The 17311-nt window shown below is 47.0% G+C and carries 14 protein-coding genes; 8 read left to right on the forward strand and 6 right to left on the reverse strand.

What is annotated here, in order from left to right; translation table 11 throughout:
* Positions 1 to 101: 101 nt before the first annotated feature.
* Complete coding sequence (locus BLV50_RS20645) at positions 102 to 467, reverse strand: VOC family protein (protein WP_072734602.1); 366 nt, start codon at positions 465 to 467, stop codon at positions 102 to 104.
* Between the two features lie 362 nt (positions 468 to 829).
* Between BLV50_RS20645 and BLV50_RS20650 the strand changes: the two genes are divergently transcribed.
* The 4 genes from BLV50_RS20650 (at position 830) to BLV50_RS20665 (ending at position 6394) form a co-directional block, all read left to right on the forward strand.
* The gene (locus tag BLV50_RS20650; RefSeq protein ID WP_090809746.1) at positions 830 to 2086 is read left to right on the forward strand and encodes an amidohydrolase; all 1257 of its coding nucleotides are present in this window, start codon (positions 830 to 832) and stop codon (positions 2084 to 2086) included.
* Positions 2087 to 2255: 169 nt separating this feature from the next.
* Positions 2256 to 3890, forward strand: coding sequence for a carboxylesterase/lipase family protein (locus BLV50_RS20655; protein WP_090809748.1), 1635 nt, complete (start codon positions 2256 to 2258; stop codon positions 3888 to 3890).
* A gap of 249 nt (positions 3891 to 4139) precedes the next feature.
* Positions 4140 to 5096 carry a helix-turn-helix transcriptional regulator gene (locus tag BLV50_RS20660; protein WP_063565397.1) on the forward strand — a complete coding sequence of 319 codons (957 nt, stop codon included), beginning with the start codon at positions 4140 to 4142 and terminating at the stop codon, positions 5094 to 5096.
* A 110-nt stretch (positions 5097 to 5206) separates the two neighbouring features.
* Positions 5207 to 6394 (forward strand): MFS transporter, encoded by a 1188-nt coding sequence (locus tag BLV50_RS20665; protein WP_072734600.1) that lies wholly within the window; start codon positions 5207 to 5209, stop codon positions 6392 to 6394.
* 2 nt (positions 6395 to 6396) lie between these two features.
* Here the strand turns inward: BLV50_RS20665 and BLV50_RS20670 are convergent, their stop codons facing one another.
* From BLV50_RS20670 to BLV50_RS20680, 3 genes are read right to left on the reverse strand one after another with little or no spacing between them, the layout of a single operon-like run.
* Positions 6397 to 7056, reverse strand: coding sequence for an Imm50 family immunity protein (locus BLV50_RS20670; RefSeq protein WP_063565399.1), 660 nt, complete (start codon positions 7054 to 7056; stop codon positions 6397 to 6399).
* A gap of 60 nt (positions 7057 to 7116) precedes the next feature.
* A complete protein-coding gene (locus BLV50_RS20675; protein ID WP_063565400.1) occupies positions 7117 to 7674 on the reverse strand; it encodes a DUF1697 domain-containing protein in 558 nt (185 codons plus the stop codon).
* A gap of 34 nt (positions 7675 to 7708) precedes the next feature.
* A complete protein-coding gene (locus BLV50_RS20680; RefSeq protein ID WP_063565401.1) occupies positions 7709 to 8359 on the reverse strand; it encodes a hypothetical protein in 651 nt (216 codons plus the stop codon).
* Positions 8360 to 8731: 372 nt separating this feature from the next.
* On the opposite strand from BLV50_RS20680, the gene BLV50_RS20685 reads away from it, so the two are divergent.
* The 3 genes from BLV50_RS20685 (at position 8732) to BLV50_RS20695 (ending at position 12373) form a co-directional block, all read left to right on the forward strand.
* On the forward strand, positions 8732 to 10366 hold the full coding sequence (locus tag BLV50_RS20685; protein ID WP_090809749.1) for a DUF1593 domain-containing protein: 1635 nt from the start codon (positions 8732 to 8734) through the stop codon (positions 10364 to 10366).
* A 187-nt stretch (positions 10367 to 10553) separates the two neighbouring features.
* Positions 10554 to 11360, forward strand: a complete 807-nt coding sequence (locus tag BLV50_RS20690) for an alpha/beta fold hydrolase (RefSeq protein WP_072734598.1) — start codon at positions 10554 to 10556, stop codon at positions 11358 to 11360.
* 29 nt (positions 11361 to 11389) lie between these two features.
* The gene (locus BLV50_RS20695; RefSeq protein WP_072734597.1) at positions 11390 to 12373 is read left to right on the forward strand and encodes a sensor domain-containing diguanylate cyclase; all 984 of its coding nucleotides are present in this window, start codon (positions 11390 to 11392) and stop codon (positions 12371 to 12373) included.
* Positions 12374 to 12507: 134 nt separating this feature from the next.
* On the opposite strand, the gene BLV50_RS20700 is transcribed toward BLV50_RS20695, so the two are convergent.
* The gene (locus BLV50_RS20700) at positions 12508 to 13998 is read right to left on the reverse strand and encodes a right-handed parallel beta-helix repeat-containing protein (protein WP_090809751.1); all 1491 of its coding nucleotides are present in this window, start codon (positions 13996 to 13998) and stop codon (positions 12508 to 12510) included.
* A gap of 161 nt (positions 13999 to 14159) precedes the next feature.
* The gene (locus tag BLV50_RS20705) at positions 14160 to 15395 is read right to left on the reverse strand and encodes an MFS transporter (RefSeq protein WP_063565405.1); all 1236 of its coding nucleotides are present in this window, start codon (positions 15393 to 15395) and stop codon (positions 14160 to 14162) included.
* A gap of 111 nt (positions 15396 to 15506) precedes the next feature.
* Between BLV50_RS20705 and BLV50_RS20710 the strand changes: the two genes are divergently transcribed.
* Positions 15507 to 17306, forward strand: coding sequence for an SgrR family transcriptional regulator (locus tag BLV50_RS20710; RefSeq protein WP_063565406.1), 1800 nt, complete (start codon positions 15507 to 15509; stop codon positions 17304 to 17306).
* Positions 17307 to 17311 lie beyond the last annotated feature (5 nt).

The raw sequence follows: 17311 nt of genomic DNA on the forward strand, positions 1-17311 counted from the left end.
CTATGTGGGGTGCGCGTGTAGGTTTGGCTCCACACACAACAGGTCAGTCATCGTGAAACGTACACTTATTTAGATTCGCCTCAAAAATAATTGCGCCTTAATCATACATGTTCGGCCAACTGCACTTCGAAGCCATCTGGGTCGGCAATGTAAATAAACCTCAGATGCGGATTGGGCTGGACGGGGCCTCGTACAATCGGGATGCCTAATGCGGCGAGTTGCTCCATGGCTTCGTCCAGCGACCTTACCTCATAGCCGATCGAAACACCGGCCTCTGGCTTGAGTGTGGTTTCGCTGCCCTCAATCAGTTCCAGCTTCGTTTCATTTTCTGGTCCGAGCATGGCGATCTGCCGTCCACGGCTTTCGAATCTGCGCTGAATCGGCAGCCCGAGCAAATCGTGGTAGAAGCGGAGCGATGCTTCCAGATCGTGTACCCGCAGTGTGATCCAATTTAGTCTAATCAACATCATGAGTTTCTCCTTTTTTTGCGCCATATTCATCAACGTTATGCTTATTATACGATAAGCTTGTGCGTGGGCCTACCATACCACGTTACCTTTGCCTATAGAAGTTGCACTTAAAAGTGAAATCGAAAAACTGCCCAAGAATATTCTTGGGCAGTTTGGCTAAGAGTGCCGTTCAATGAGCGGGCAACTTTTTTATTGAATCAGATCAATCGCATCCTGTGACACGAAGGGTCCCCAGTATGGGCGTGAAGCATGTGTATAGAAGTAACGCGAAACAGGATTAGCGACCCATAATATAGAATTCGTAGTGTAAAGGTGTATGTATGATGAAATAGAGAGCTTGATGAGAGAGGTGAGTGACCATGATTGATATTATTGCGCTTCGACGAGACCTTCACGAACATCCCGAGCTGGGATTCACCGAATTTCGTACGGCTACCAAAGTCGTGCAGATGTTAACGGAACTGGGTTACCATGTGGCCTATGGAAAAGATGCGATTGATGACACATCGCGGCGAGGTCTGCCAAACCCTGAAGTGTTGGAAGATGCATATCAGCGTGCCATCGATGAAGGGGCAGATTCAGCGATTGTGCAGCAGATGCGAGGGGGATTTACGGCGGTTGTCGCTGTGTTACAAGGAGAAATGGAAGGGCCAACAACGGCGTTCCGTTTCGATATGGATGCACTTCCGATCCGTGAGAGCAAGTCAGACAAACATATACCACAAGCGGGGAAATTTCGCTCCAGTCATGAAGGCATTATGCACGCTTGCGCGCACGATGGACATACAGCCATTGGGCTTGCACTTGCAGAACGTTTGAGTAACCGAAAGTTCGCCGGGAAGATCCGTCTGCTGTTCCAGCCTGCTGAAGAAGGTGTGCGTGGTGCGTATGCCATGGTCGAAAAAGGCATGCTGGAACAGGTGGACCGTCTGTTCTGCATACATCTGGGTACAGGTGTGCCATCCGGTCATGTCAGAGGGGCGTCTGCTGGATTCCTGGCAACGACCAAGCTGGAAGCCCATTTTACAGGTGTGTCTTCTCATGCCGGAGCTACACCGGAGGAAGGACGGAATGCTTTGCTGGGAGCCTCTACAGCACTCCTTAATATTCATGCGTTGCCTCGGTTTAGCACGGCAGATACACGCATTAATGTGGGTATTCTTGAAGGCGGAACAGGGGCCAGTATTATTCCCGAGCACGCACGGATGGTGATTGAAACCCGTTCAACGACAGAAGAAACGAATCGTGAGCTGGAGCGACGGGTGCGTCAGATCATCGAGCACAGCGCGGCGATGCATGAGTTAAGCTCTACGGTTGAAGTCATTGGCGGTGCAGTCCCTATTCACTGTGATATGGAGCTTGCAGAGCTTGCTGTGCAGCAAAGTGAAGGCATCGCAGGATTTACCCATGCGGAGGCTATTTCGGATGGTGCTTCACTCGGAAGTGAGGATGCCAGTTACATGATTCGGCGCGTGCAGGAACAAGGTGGGAAAGCAACGTATATGATTATTGGCAGCGAGCTGCCTGCTCCGCATCACCATCCGGAATTCGATATTGATGAAGCAGTGCTAGCTCCTGCGGTGGAACTGCTGGAGAGATTGGCACGAACACTCTAGAAAGATATAACTACAACCAAGGAGAGGCTTTCACTTACATATCGGTTAAGGAGGTGAACGCGCTTCAAGGCAGGAGCACGAGCGAACGTACCAATCGCCAGTTGGCTGAAGCGACTCATAAGCTTTGCAGGCACAGCTCAATGGCGGTGGAACCTTGGAGCAGAGTTGGATGAAACATAAACAAGATCAGGGGTTCAAACCTCAAACATTGCAGCAGACGAAATATGGAGCCATTGATGGAAAAACCTATGAACACTACGGTACGCTCGGCTGGTTAGGTGTTCCTTATGCAGCACCTCCGGTAGGTGAATTACGCTGGAAAGCACCGCGTGAACCGGATGCATGGACAGGGACTCGAACCGCCAAGGAATTTGCTGCGTGCAGCTTGCAGTTATCCGGTGAAACGATAGCCGGAAGTGAAGACTCACTGTATCTCAATATTTGGCGTCCGAATACAACCAGTTCGAAGCTTCCGGTTATGGTGTTTTTGCACGGCGGTGGGAATATGACCGGATCAGGCAAGGATTTTCAGGGTGAACAGCTTGCGCGTAACACGAACAGCATTATCATATCGGTGAACTATCGTTTGGGAGCTCTTGGGTTCTTTCAAAATGCTGCATTGAAAACCGGAAATCCCCTTGATGATTCGGGCAACTATGGCTTGCTTGATGCATTCCGTGCACTGCAGTGGGTACAGGATAATATCGAGGGCTTTGGCGGAGATACAGGCAATGTTACGTTGGCCGGGCAGTCGGCAGGAGCACGTAATGTTCTGGTAGCGTTAATCTCACCGCTAAGCAAAGGGCTATTTCAGAAATTAGCTGCTTTCAGTGGTGGTCTGACCACGGCTGCACCGGAGGAAGGCGAGCAAAAATCCGAGGATGCACTTGTGAAATTGCTCGTGCAAGAGGGTAAAGTGACCTCTATTGAACATGCGAGAACATGGATCGGCAAGCAGTATCAGGCACAGCTGGCCAGCTATTTGCGTGAGTTGCCTGCTGACAAGCTGGTCACTGTATATGGTTCAACGGCGATTCGTATGCAGCCATTCCCACATTTGTTCCGTGACGGTACAGTCATTCCGAAAGAGGGATTCGATGCCATCAACAGCGGTAATTATGCACAAGTTCCTGTTCTGCTGGGCAGTTTGGAAACCGAGTTTTCCAGCTTTGCTTTCGGTGATCCATACTTTGTACCCTCATTTCATTATGAAACTCTGTTTACAGATGAAACCAAGGCCGAACAGTATGCCGCAGCTCTGAAATACGGCAGTGAGGTTTATGCCGGCTTTAATACAGAGCGGGTAGCTGAATTCCTTACGAGTGAAGCGGGACAGCCGCCGGTATACGCCTATCGTTTTGCATGGGGTACACAGCCTGGGGTCATTTCCGAAAGGCTGCAAACATTGCTGGGCGCACCGCATGGCGCGGATATGGACTTTTACACAGGACACGCAGACGGCGTTGCCGCTCTTTTCCCTGAAGGTTATTTTAGTGAACAGAACAAACCAGGCCGTGAGACATTGTCTTCCGCGATGGCAGCATATTTGAAGCAGTTCCTCTATACAGGCAACCCGGGTTGTGGTGGATCATCGGAATTGGCCGAATGGACACCTTGGACAAAAGATGCCAAAGCACCAATTATGCATCTGGACGCAACCGATACGACAGCGGAGATCGGCATGTCTATGCATTATAATGTAGGCAAGGATATCGTAATGGAGAAAATGAAAAAAGAATTGCCAGACGAGACATACAAGTTGCTGACGGAGAAGGTATTTGCCGGACGCTTTTTTTGGGAATAAGTCATGCGAAAGGACACGAGAGAATGATCTCTAGTGTCCTTTTTTAGTTGCGGGCGTATCTCCTCATTCTTCAATGTGAAAATACCATATCTATAGGTGGTTTCTGGATTTTTTTCGTATGTAGAATAGTGATCTCGTCATGGGGCTGGTCTAAAAGCAGAAATTGAGGTAGAATTATTGAGAATTATTCTCAATTAAACAAATCTCTATCTGAGAGTCATGATCAAGTTATAGACGAGGTGAGAACACATGGGTTTCGATTCGTTAGCTGTGGTATACCAGCATTACTTAACGCAGGAACCATTCAGTCAGCAAGATGAAAACACGTACCTGCTCTCTGCTAAAGCGGGCAGTGGCAATATAAAAAGAGTAACCACGTATAGTGGTATCGAAATTGTGTATTCTCAGATTAATTATAGTGAACCGTGCTCTACGTTTTTTGCATCGAATATTCCCATCATTGAGCTGCAATTTGCCTTGTCAGGTGCGCGCTATGTAGACATATCCGGTCAGCAATATACGCTGCCCACTGGACAGGGAGCACTCATTATGATGCGTGATTTTGAAGCCTGGTTCCATCCGCCTGCGCAGGAGAACTATACTTCTTTTGCCATCGGAATTCCGATCTCGTTGTTCAATTATGCGGGCGCACAATTGGCAACGAGCCAGTCCATTCGGTTTCAGGACATTTTGGGACATTGTGTGTTCAAACCCATCATATTTCAGCTGGATCACAGAATTCGAACGATGATTGAAAGTCTGATTGGGGAATTGAACAACCCCTATAGATCTTCCTTAATGATGGAAGCGACCGCATTGGAGATATTGAATCGGTTTATGATTCAGCTGTTTGATCTGGCGCCTATTCCTTCGGGATTTTCCAGAGAGGATATACGGAAGCTGCATACCGCCCGGGAGATTATGGAGGCAAGCATGGTGGACCCTCCATCCCTGCTGGCGTTGTCCAAACAGGTGGGTCTGAATGATTTTAAATTGAAAAAAGGCTTTAAGGCGCTGTTCGGCACTACCGTATTTGAATATTTGCGCCAGATTCGTCTCGACAACGCCATGAAATTGCTGCGCAGTCAAGAGAATAACGTCACTGAGGCAGCGATAGCGGTTGGTTACAGTAACATCAGTGCATTTTCCCAGCAATTCTATCGCAAATTCGGCGTGAAGCCATCGGAAATGAAAAAAATATATTAATAATCCGTCTAACCGTTAATTGTTCCGTATGGAGGCAGTCGAGATTCTCTCAGCCTTGTATACTCCAGGTACAGTGGATACTGTACTGAAAAATAAAGGAGTGTATGAGCGTGAACAGAATCAGAGGAAGTATCTTTTTTAGCGTATTTGCAGCCATGTTGGGTCTTATGCTTATTGCTCCCATTATGCCGCCACTTATTCGTGAGCTGGGGATGAAAGAAAGTCATTCCGGGCTAATTATTTCACTCGGGTCCATCGCCATGGCTGTGATGGGTCCGGTATGGGGCAGATTCAGTGATCTGAAAGGCAGAAAACCAATCATATTGATTGGATTCATAGGCATGTCCATAAGTTGTGCGTTGTTTGCATTGGCGATGTATAGTGGATTAAATGCGTGGATCGGAGGGGGACTTTTGTTAACCCTTCTGATTGTAACGCGGAGCTTGATTGGTATGTTCATTCCGGCAGTGCTATCCTCTTCACAGGCATATATGGGAGATGTGACGGAAGGAGAAGAGCGGGGAAGCGGGATGGCGATTATTAGTGCCGCCAATGGGCTGGGACTTGTATTTGGCCCTGCGATTGCAGGCGCTTTTACCATTATCGGCCTCCTGTGGCCGCTTTACTTTGGTATTTTTATTGCGATAGCGGCTTTTATCATTGCTTTGTTGCTCATTCCTGCTGCCAAGCCGGTCATTCAGGAGAAAGCGCCCAAGGTCAACCCGCTCCAACGCGGGTTGCGTATGTATCTTGCTGCCGGGTTGGTTACGATGATTGGCATTATGACGGTACAGGTTATTGGTGGATTTTATTTCCAGGACCAACTCGCATTATCTCCAGGGGCTACAGCCCGAATGGTCTCGTTTGGACTGATGTTCTCCGGGGCTGCGATGCTGATCATGCAGGTGATCCAGATGAAGTGGTTGAAATGGCAGCCACGGCCGATGATTTTGCTCGGGTCCCTTTTTCTGCTCGCAAGCATGGTATTGTTTCTGATCTCTAGTCAATTGGTTGTCTATTATCTCTCCTTCTTCCTGTTCGGCATGGGCTCGGGTCTGATGATGCCTGGTTTTATGGCCGGGGCTTCTCTTTCGGTCAGCAAAGAACAACAGGGCGGCGCAGCCGGATTGGTTGCTGCGATTCAAGGCATATCTGCCGTGATCACCCCTTTACTCACAACAACGTTGTATCAGGTAGATAAACATATTCCGTTCATGCTGGTAGCCCTGTTGGTTCTAGTCATGGGTGCAGTCATGTTGGGATCGAGAAAAATTCAAACCCATTCCGTTGCCGGGTAAGGTTAAAGACCTAACTGAACCACAACTTTGCGGCATAGAAATGTCGCTGCGAATCCGGCTATCGCGTCCAGTTGCACGCCAATCTGTTCACCCTCGTAAGCGAAGCTGAGCTGCAAGCAGACATTGCTTTCCTCGGCGGGAGAGATGTTCTTAAACTGGACGTCTTCAAAATTAAAGTCGAGGGGCTGTTCCAACCCGTCTGTGGAAGTATGCGTAATCGTCAGGGACAGATTTTCAAACTTATCGCCTTGATCCGCGTTTTGCAGCTTCACATTGGTTAGTTCATCGTAGTGAAAAGGTGGGAAGAACCCCAACGTATCGATCACGTTCTGGGCACCTTCTATGGAGTTGAGTGGTGAGAAGATCATTTCAAACTGCCAGGCTTCCATCAATCGTGACTCATACTGGGGGCTTGTATACAGCAGGATTGAATCAGGTCCACATTTGATTGCCGTTCCAATAAATGCGGCCCAGCCTGCTGTTCCAACCTCACCAACCTTTATCAAAATCTGATCTTGAGCATGCAGCCTTAATTCGCAATCTGAATTGAAGTGTACTCGGTAAGCTGGTACCTTCACCTGCCAAGCCGTATTCGGGGCAAAATAAAATTCCTCCCGCTTCACAGATTTTATACTAACGTTCCATGTCCGCTCCTGATTCATGCAATCCCCTCCGATATACATAAGCTTTGAAAACTGGCAAGACACTTCACTTGGCCTTGATCATCTCTCAGCCGCAGCCTGCATCAGCTTGTAAATCTGGCGGGTCGTGTTCACGTTCCGGACCGTCATATATTTGTAGACCTTGGAGCCTATGAGCTTGTTCATACCACTTTTGGTGACAAGTTCTTTACTGACGGAATATAAAATGGCTCCGGGAACATATAGCAATGTGCCGATTTCCGGTTTGATGGGCAGTTTGTCCAGAACTGAAACATCATTCACTTCATCCCAGAGGAACATGACATCACTTTTGGCCGCGGCATCATTCGTCCAGTCCTCCGGTAGTCCCTGAATAACTGTTCGAACTTCATCCAGATTACGTACCATCACCTTGATCTGTAAGCCAAAATCGACAGCTATGGCTTGTTCAAGAATCTGGGATAATTCCGTATTCGCATCCACGCGTTCCTGATGATCGGCAAAGATAATATTGCCTGAGTTGATATACGTCACCACGTCCAGCAAGCCCGCTTGTTCAAACGTTTCTTTTAACTGCTTCATATTGATTTTATTATTCCCGCCCACATTAATGCCCCGAAGCAAAGCAACATAAATCATGATTCAACCCTCCGTATCTTGTGATCCTTTAATTTCAACAAAATGACAAATACTCGAATAAATGTGCAGTATGCTCTTCTCCCAGTAAATCATTCAATATAGGTTCGACATGCTCCAGATATTCGGGTTTGGTTTCATAAGTTTCCTCGTCCTTCAATTCCCCAGCATAGGCCCGTGCAGCTTCAATCAGGATGGCCAGTGCATTAAAAAACACTGTTAATGAATCGGCAATAAGCTGAGGTTCTTCTCCTGCAAAGGCCGCATATACAGGAGAGTTCGGTGCTGCTGTATCCACAATTATCGGATCATCGTTAAAATTCGCAATGACGACATGATTTTTTTGCCAAGAGGCTGACTCCTCATAAGGTTCGTTCATTCCGATCCAGCGGTGACCTAGTTGCTGACGATGGAGATGTTCAGGTGCAACAAAGGAGATTAGAGCTGCATCACCGATCTCGACGGCTGCATTTTTCATTTTGAGTGTGCCCTTGGCCTGTTCATCCATCATCTCGTAGTGGCTGTACAGATATTGGAGCTCTGGAGAGAGCGGGATTCGTTCGTCCACTTGCAGCTGGTGTTGCTGTTCACGAGGACGCAGATCATGATTTTTGAAAAGTCCATAAGCTTTATTATATAAATCTTGCTGCTCCACAAAACGGATTAGGGCAGCATTCAGCTGTTCCAAGGTGTCTGATCCCTCCTGGTGTTAGAATTATTTTCAAATAGTTACATTCATTCATAGTCATAAGCATAAGCATATATCAAAATGGGAAAAGCTTACACCCTCTGGTTATATAAATATTCTTTAGTTCAATTTATATAGTTAATATTGAATACGTTTACATCAATCTGCGAACATGTTATACTTTTTCTCAAATGAGGATTGTTACTGCTTTGGCAGGCAAAACCTGAATGTCGATATGCGTGGACTCTGTCCAGCTCATATTGATGTTTGGGTTTTTTTGCATTTTACGGACCATATTAAGTAGTAGACCAACATCGCAGACATTCCCAAAAACACATCGCGTGGAACACAAGAAAGGGGAGCATCACGAACATGAATACAAGAAAATGGTTAAACGTTTTGGTGGCTGGTTGCCTCAGTATGATTCTGATTGTCAGTGGGTGCGCATCCAAAACACCGCAAACGGTTACTGAAACGCCGAATAAGACGGCAGAACAGGAACAAAATGAATCTACAGAAACGGTAGATCATTCAGCAACCAAAGCTAGAACGGTCATTACAACCGATGGTGAAGTGGATGATATGAATTCGGTGATTCGTTTTCTGTTATATTCCAATGAAATGGATCTGGCAGGCATTGTGCTGACCAGTTCAGTCTATCATTATGCGGGCGACGAGGAAGCAGGAATCAAACCTTTCCGCTGGACAGGTACACAGTGGGTTTACGACATGATTGATGCCTATGGCGAAATTTATCCCAACTTGTCCAAACATGCAGAGGGATATCCGGAGCCGGAACAGCTTCGCAAGATGACCAAAATCGGTAATATCTCCGACAAAGGGGAGATGGAGAAAGAAACGGAAGGTTCCGAATTTCTCCAAACGCTTTTCCTCGACGATGATTCCAGAGATCTGATTGTGCAGACCTGGGGCGGTACAAATACAACAGCCAGAGCACTGAAATCGATTGAAGAACAGTACAAGGGTACATCTGAGTGGGAAACGATTCGCAAAAAAGTCAGTGATAAACTGGTGCTATACATCATCCTCGATCAGGATGACAGCTATAACGACTATATTGCAAAAAATTGGCCTGACATTCGTATTCTGAACGACCAATCGAACTTCTGGCATTTTGCCTATGCGTGGAAATTCCATACAGAGGAAGTCAACAGCAAGCTGCATGGGGATTGGATGCTCAAAAACATTCTGGATGGTCATGGCAAGTTGTTGGATATGTATGCATCTATGGGTGACGGCAAAATGATTGAAGGCGAGCTGGAAGAAGAGCAGCGCGGTAGTGCTGAGTATCTAAAGAAGAATCCGCAATATGACAAATACGATTTTATATCTGAGGGTGATTCTCCATCCTTCTTCTATCTAATTGACAATGGACTGCGCAGTATGGAAGACCCTTCCTACGGTGGATGGGGTGGACGCTTCGGTGTGGTAAATGAGAAGCTGTTCAGGAACAACGTTCTTGATTACGATCCGTATACCAAACGATATGAGGCTGAATACTCTTTGATGAGATGGTTTGACGATATTCAGAATGATTTTGCGGCTCGTGCCGATTGGGCCGTAGCAGATAACTTTGAAGCAGCCAACCATAATCCGTCATTAACGATTAAGGAAGGACTGGATCTGTCCGTCAGTCCGGGTGAGAAAATAACCCTTCATGCCGAAGGAAAAGACCCGGATGGAGATCAGCTCACCTACAAATGGTGGAGATATTTTGAAGCAGATACGTACAAAGATTCCAACGTCCAGGAGGAGAAAGTTCAGCCTGAGATGGCGGGTGATCTGCAACTTGGATTACATCGTGAACTGGCGAAGGGCGAGAAGTTGGATACGATTCAATTGGAGGGCAGTGACACCGATGCTGTATCGTTCAACGTACCTGACGATGCCAAATCGGGCGATACCATTCATATCGTAGCCGAAGTACAGGATGATGGGGAGCATCAGTTGAAGCATTATCAACGTGTGATTCTCACTGTAAAATAGCCAAAAATAAAAAATGAGTACAAAGAGCCCTTTCGTGATGAGAGGGCCTTTTGGCATACAAAGTGGATTGTTCTTTATGTATCCAAAGTAATGAAAATTAATATTTCTTATCCATAACCCAACAATTTCCGATATAATAACCAGATAGGTCAAAGCAAAAGGATACTACCTCAGAGAGGTGATTTGGATGACGATTGACGTCCTCGTGCGTAACAATGTGAAAGTGTTGGGAAAAGGCAGCCAAACGATTATTTTTGCACATGGATTTGGGTGCGATCAGGATATGTGGCGCTATATTGTTCCGAGTTTTACGGAGCACTACCGAGTTGTTTTATTCGATTATGTAGGCTCAGGTGAATCTCAAATTAACTATTATGATTCAAACAAATACAGTGATCTTCAAGGATATGCCCAGGATGTGCTGGAGATTATGGAAGCGCTCGACTTGAGAGATGTCATATTTGTTGGACACTCGGTCAGCAGTATGATTGGCATGCTTGCTTCCATTCATGAACCTAAATATTTCAAGCAAATCGTCATGCTGGGGCCTTCCCCGCGTTATGTAAACGATCTTCCGGGTTATTATGGCGGATTTGATCGGCGTGACATTGATGAGTTGCTGGAAATGATGCAGATGAACTTTATTGGTTGGGCCAGCTATCTCGCTCCGATTGTTATGCAGAATCCGGAACGGAAAGAGCTGACGGAAGAGTTGGAAAAAAGCTTCTGTTCGAGAGATCCGCATATTGCCAGACAATTTGCGGAGGTGACGTTTTTCTCGGATTGTCGGAATGAATTGGAGCGTGCCTCGGTACCTACGCTCATTCTTCAATGCTCGGATGACAGCATCGCTCCCGTTGAAGTGGGGGATTACTTGCATGCGCATCTGAAGAACAGTAGACTTCAACAGATGACGGCGAAGGGGCATTATCCACATTTAAGTCAGCCTGAAGAGACAAGCCGCTTCATTAAAGAGTATTTGCAGAGCGTGTAAAGTAAAATGAGAGGAAAGGCAGTTAATCCATGGATATACAATTAGATATGGCACCCTGTGGATACTTCTCCATTTCTGACTCGGGCATCATAAAAACGATTAATCAAACCCTGCTGACCATGCTAGGGTATGAACGCAATGAGCTATTGGGACGGCATATTGAGTCGACTATGTCGGTGACCAACAAGCTGTTTTTTCATACGTATTTCTATCCCTATATTCAGTTATATGGACATGTGGACGAGATGTACTTTACGTTTCGCACCAGTGATCAGCAGGATGTCCCAGTTTTGCTTAACGGGATTCGCCAAAATCGCGATGGGGAAAGCGTAGTAGATTGTGTGGTTGTGGTGATGCGTAAGCGAATTGAACATGAGAAGGATATAATGAACACCAAGACGAAACTTCAGGAACTGTATCAAGCCACAAATGATGCGAACAAGGAACTTGAACGACTGCACGAAGAATATAAGGTGAAGCAGCAGGCGTTAATCAAAGTGAATGATCAGTTGGAGACGATGGCTTCGACGGATCTGCTCACCGGACTCAAGAACCGCAGGTTTTTTCAGGATAAAATGGTGGAAAGCCTGGCACTCTTCCGGGAAACTCAATGTGTTTTCTCCCTTCTGGTCGTTGATATTGATCATTTCAAGAACATCAACGATACGTATGGACATCCGATTGGAGATCTGGTGCTGGGCAATCTGGCAGGCCTGCTGCAATCGGTGTCACGGAGCACGGATGTGGTGGCGCGTTATGGCGGAGAGGAATTTGTCATTATTCTTGCGAATTGTGATCGAGAGCAAGCTGTGGCTACAGCGGAGAGATATCGTTCACAGGTAGATTCCGCCGATTGGGGCGAGTATAACATTACAGTGAGTATTGGCGCAGCTACGGTTTCGCAGGAAGATACAGATCAGTCTTTGTTTCAAAAAGCGGACAAAGCGCTCTATGCCTCCAAAACGGGTGGGCGAAATCGGGTGACCCATGCAGCCGAGCTTGTAAGAAATTAAGGGCTGGGTTAAACAGTTAAACAGGAAAACATTAAGGAGCCTGCATCATAAGGGAAGTGCCCTATGCGCAAGCTCTTTTATTTTGTTTGAAACGGGACAGCTGACTTGAATTGGTTGTTCTTCTTCCGTAATCATTATCGCGGTGTAAGGTAGCCGTATCCTTCGGAGAAAGAACCAGCTTGGAGAGTGAAGTCTTCGTTGGCCTCATCCATAAATTCGGGGTTTACATACAATGAATGTGCGTCATTTCCTGATCCCTCCATGTAGGGGGTGAAGCCGGAATACTCCGTGTTTTTCCATACCCACAGCGTATCTTCTTGTGGTGCAGAGGAGTAGTACACATTGTGATCAAACACATTCCCCGAATTACTGGTGTATTCATTGTAAATGAGCACGTCAGAGCTGCCGGATACGAGAATGTTTCGTTTGAACGTATTGTTCTTCGTTCGGGCTTGCAAGAATAACTGCCCATTGCCTGCATCCAGCAGGTCGTTACCCACTAACGTATTGTACATAATCGTACTGTCCTCAGTAGAACCGCGTTCCTCATCATAGCCGCCCATGGCGATGCCGGTAAGCCTGTTATGAAAAATCAGATTATCCTGCAACGTAATGTGGCTGGTGGAACGCCCAGCATGCTCCGAAGCAATCTCGATTCCGATATCGTTACGATATACCCGATTGTGGTCGATGATATGATTTTTGCCTCCATCTACATAGATTCCCCCGGCAGAATTGCTATCATTGGGGAGGTTCGTTCCATAAGACGGATTAAGATTGGAAGAAATATTATAGACTTCGTTTCCCCGTACAATCCCGTTTCGCGCCTGATCGTAAGTGTCGTCCTCGGAAGTTCCTTCATACCCAATCAGATCAATGCCGATGTTGTCGGTATCATGGATCGTATTGTCCAGTATGGCAAACGTATCCACATTCCCGTTGACTGCGAGTGACTCACTTGAACCTAGCACGAGATCATACAGTTCATTATCCTTGATGATAATATCCCGTAATGCTTGGGGATGCTCCGTACCATAAATCGCGATTCCATGGGCGTCCCTGCCCTGTAAATTGGGTTCTGAAGGTTTAGCATCATTGGCAATGGAATGAACGGTATTGCCCAGGAGTTGAATGTGCTCTCCTGACCCGTGAACATATATTCCAGTAGGCACTTGTCCCCGAAGTGAGGTTGTAAAGTTGCGAATTTCGAGATTTTGAATCGTAATATAGCTGGCATTTTCGACTTCAATCAAACCCTCTATGCCGCGTACCGACAGACCTTCACCATCAATGATGGCCTTCTCCTGCGGATAGCTGGAAAACAGGGTTGGATTGCCGGAGGAATTACCGCTTCGAGTGATTTTGACTTTTTGGTGATAGACACCTTCCCGCAAATAAACGGTGCTTCCCGGGGGAGCATGGTCGGCAGCATGCTGCAACGTTTTCCAGGGAGCTTGAATGGTTCCTTTGTTCAAATCGTTTCCTTGTGGTGATATGTAATACATCTTCTGGGTATCCGGTACCTGCACAGCCTCGGGAGAAGGGACGGATGAAGTCTCATCCTTCTGACAACCGGTTGCGAACAGGATCAGGGCCAGGAGTGCAATTGTAGTAATACGATACAAGTTGATTCCTCCTCATGAATTGACTATGAAGTTCGATTATAGCAGATTTGAATGGTGAAATAAGGCGTAAGATGCTCATAGAATTCCACAATGGGGAGAGGTACTTAGAAACGAAACAGGTGGTGAGTATGATCTCGCCACCTGTTTGTATATGTTGATCGTTATTTTCGGTCCCAGAGTACACTGTAGCGGCAGCAGATAAAAATGATGAAATTCGCTGCCGCAGCTATACCGAACACCAACGCAGGATTGGACAGCTCGGAGATCCAGCCGCTTCCCCATATAGCCAGGGGCATGCCGAGCTTGAACAGAGACCCGGTAATCCCACTGATCCGGCCAATCATGTGATGTGGCGTGGACTCCTGGCGGAATGTCCAGATGCAGATCGTGCTGATGGTTTGGAAAATACCAGATAGAAACAGACCCACTGCAAGTCCGTAGGTTGAGTGGAACAAACCAAGGATCAGAAAGGCGAATCCTTGAAGCAGTGTGGTCACCACAATCAGCACGCCAGCCGAATATTTGCGGCGCAGGGAGCTTACCACCAGACTGCCGATCAAACCACCTACCCCAGCAGCAGATAGTACAAGTCCAAGCTCCAGATTACGCAGTTGCAAAGTGTCTTTGGCATAAAAGATGACGGTTGCATCCACCATACCATAGGTGGCATTGAGAAAAATGACCGTAATGCTGATAACCAGTAACATATGGTTGCGACGCAGCTCGATCCAGCCTTCTTTAAAGTCTACCCAGAAGCCCTGAGGAGATGTTCCTCTGGACACAGGTGCGGAGTGCAGTGGTATTAGAATGATACAGGATACCGCAAGCAGAATGGCCGTAATTAATAGCCCCGTATGCAGGTTGGATAACATCAACAGCATTCCGGATAGGGCGGCACCCATAATGGTAATTAACGTTGTGGTGAAACCCAAAGCCGCGTTGGCTGACGTTAGTAGTGGCGTAGGCACCGATTGTTTGATCATGCCAGCTGATGCATTGCGAAAAACATAACTCAGTGTCATCAGCATAAAACCGCATCCGTAGAGTACATAAATGGAAGGTTGACCATATTGAAAAGACAGAAACAGCGCGAGCAGAAGGATAACCTGTAACACGATGGAGCCAATAGACCACCATTTCTTATGCACCCGGTCCATCAGTACACCGATAAACATGGCTAGAAACAGGTTCGGCAGAAATTCAATGCCACGCATGGTGGACATCGCTACAGGAGACTTTGTGAGTTCATATAAAATAAGAGGCAGAGCCAATTCATAGATTTGATTGCCAAGAGCAATGATGCCGCTGGCAGCAAACAGAATGATGAAGCTTGGATTTCTCCATACGGATGTGGCGAGTGTGGTGGTAGGTGTGGCGTGTACGTTGATTTCAGACATGGATAACACTCTCCTCTTTACGTGTGGTAATGAGGTCCATTATACTTTTGCAAAAGAGGAAGAAAAAGCGAAGCATTCACCAAGTCGACTTCGCCTTTTAGGAGGGTGAAGATGGACGCAGAAGAGCATTATCTGATCTTGCGCACTCACTTTGAGGGTGTGCCTGAGCAGGAAATGATTGAAGTCATGATGGAACAGGTCACTGAACTGCTGGATTGTTCGAGGCGTAATGCACAGCTTGTGCTGAACAAATTGACGGAATCCGGTTATTTGACATGGATACCCGGTCGAGGAAGAGGCAATGTATCCCGAATGTCTTTTAACGTATCGGTGTCGGATCTGCTTGCAGCCAAAGCGAAGCAGCTTGTGGAGAATGAGCAGCTCAATGAAGCATGGCGTTTAATTGATTCTTCCGGTACGCAGCGAATGAAGGAAGACTTCACCGATTGGCTGGAACGACAGCTGGGCATCTTGCGCACCGATGGGGAGGAACGGGAGGTACTGCGTTTTCCCTTTTACCGGCCGGTCCCTCATCTGGACCCTGCGTGGGTTCAGCGGCGTACTGAATCTCATTGGGTAAGGCAGATCTTCGATACACTCCTCATATTCGATCCGGAGGAAAAACGTATTCTTCCTGGACTAGCTCATCATTGGGAATGGGACGACTCATCATCCCGGTGGCGGTTTTACTTACGTAAGGGAGTACGGTTCCACCACGGTCAGGAAATGACTGCACAGGATGTGAGATTTACATTTGAACGCATGTCAGGAAGGACATCCTCGGAATGGATGTTTTCTTTAATCAAAGCTATAGAGACTCCCGGGAGATATTGCATTGATTTTTATTTTGCCCAGCCCAATGCGGTATTTCCAGCTTTTCTCTGTACGGATCGCTGTTCGATCGTGCCTGAAGATTTGGGAGGTCCCGACAAAGCTGCATGTTTCTCAGCACTGCCGATTGGCACGGGTCCTTTCCGCATGATCAAAAATAATGAATCTCTGCTTGTTCTGGAAGCGAATGGCCATTACTTTGAAGGGCGTCCTCATCTGGATCGGATTGAGATGTGGGTGTGGCCGGACTATGAAGGACAGCCTGGGTCACACAGGACAAGCAGGGATATGCAGCTGTTATATTCGGGTGCGAGTAGAGAATCAACGAGTGAACCCTCTCTCAGCCAGTTGGAGAATGGCAGCACCTACCTGACCTTTAACCTGAACAAAGCAGGGATTCAGCAGAATATTTTATTTCGTCAGGCCATGGATCTGGGATTGGATCGGGAACGAATGATTAAGGAACTGGGTGGTCTCAGGCAGTGTGCATCGGAGGGGTTTGTACTCAGTGGAGCGCAGCAGGATTACGCAGGGAGTTCTGATCTGGATGAAGCAAAAAAACGGATTCAGGGATCCGAATATGGCGGTCAGCCTCTAAACCTTTACACGTATGAATGGTTGGAGAATGAAAAAACGGCTGTGTGGATTAGCAGACGATGCAAGGAGATGGGGGTACAACTGAATGTGGTGAAGCTCCCGATTGAGCATCTGGCTGACCCCCAAGTGCTGGCACAGGCCGATCTGGTCATGGCTGGAGAAGTACTTGGTGAGCAGGCAGACCTTACCCTGCTGGAGCTGTATCAATCCCGTTTCAGTTTCCTGCGTAATCACCTCAGCCCGGAATTGACCGCATATGTGGATGACAAGTTAACAGTATGCATGAGAGAACCGAGCCCGGACGAGCGAATGAAGCAGCTTTTGGACATTCAGGAAAAGCTCAAAAGTTCATCGAATGTCATCTTTCTGTATCACAGTCTTCAGAGAGCTCAGCATCACCCCATGCTTGAAGGCATTGCCTTAAATGCATGGGGAAAAATTGACTACAAACATATATGGGTGAAGCATGTGGAGGAAGTGTGAAGTCG

It is taken from the genome of Paenibacillus sp. 276b (assembly GCF_900107875.1).
In the GTDB taxonomy this organism is placed as follows: domain Bacteria; phylum Bacillota; class Bacilli; order Paenibacillales; family Paenibacillaceae; genus Paenibacillus; species Paenibacillus marchantiae.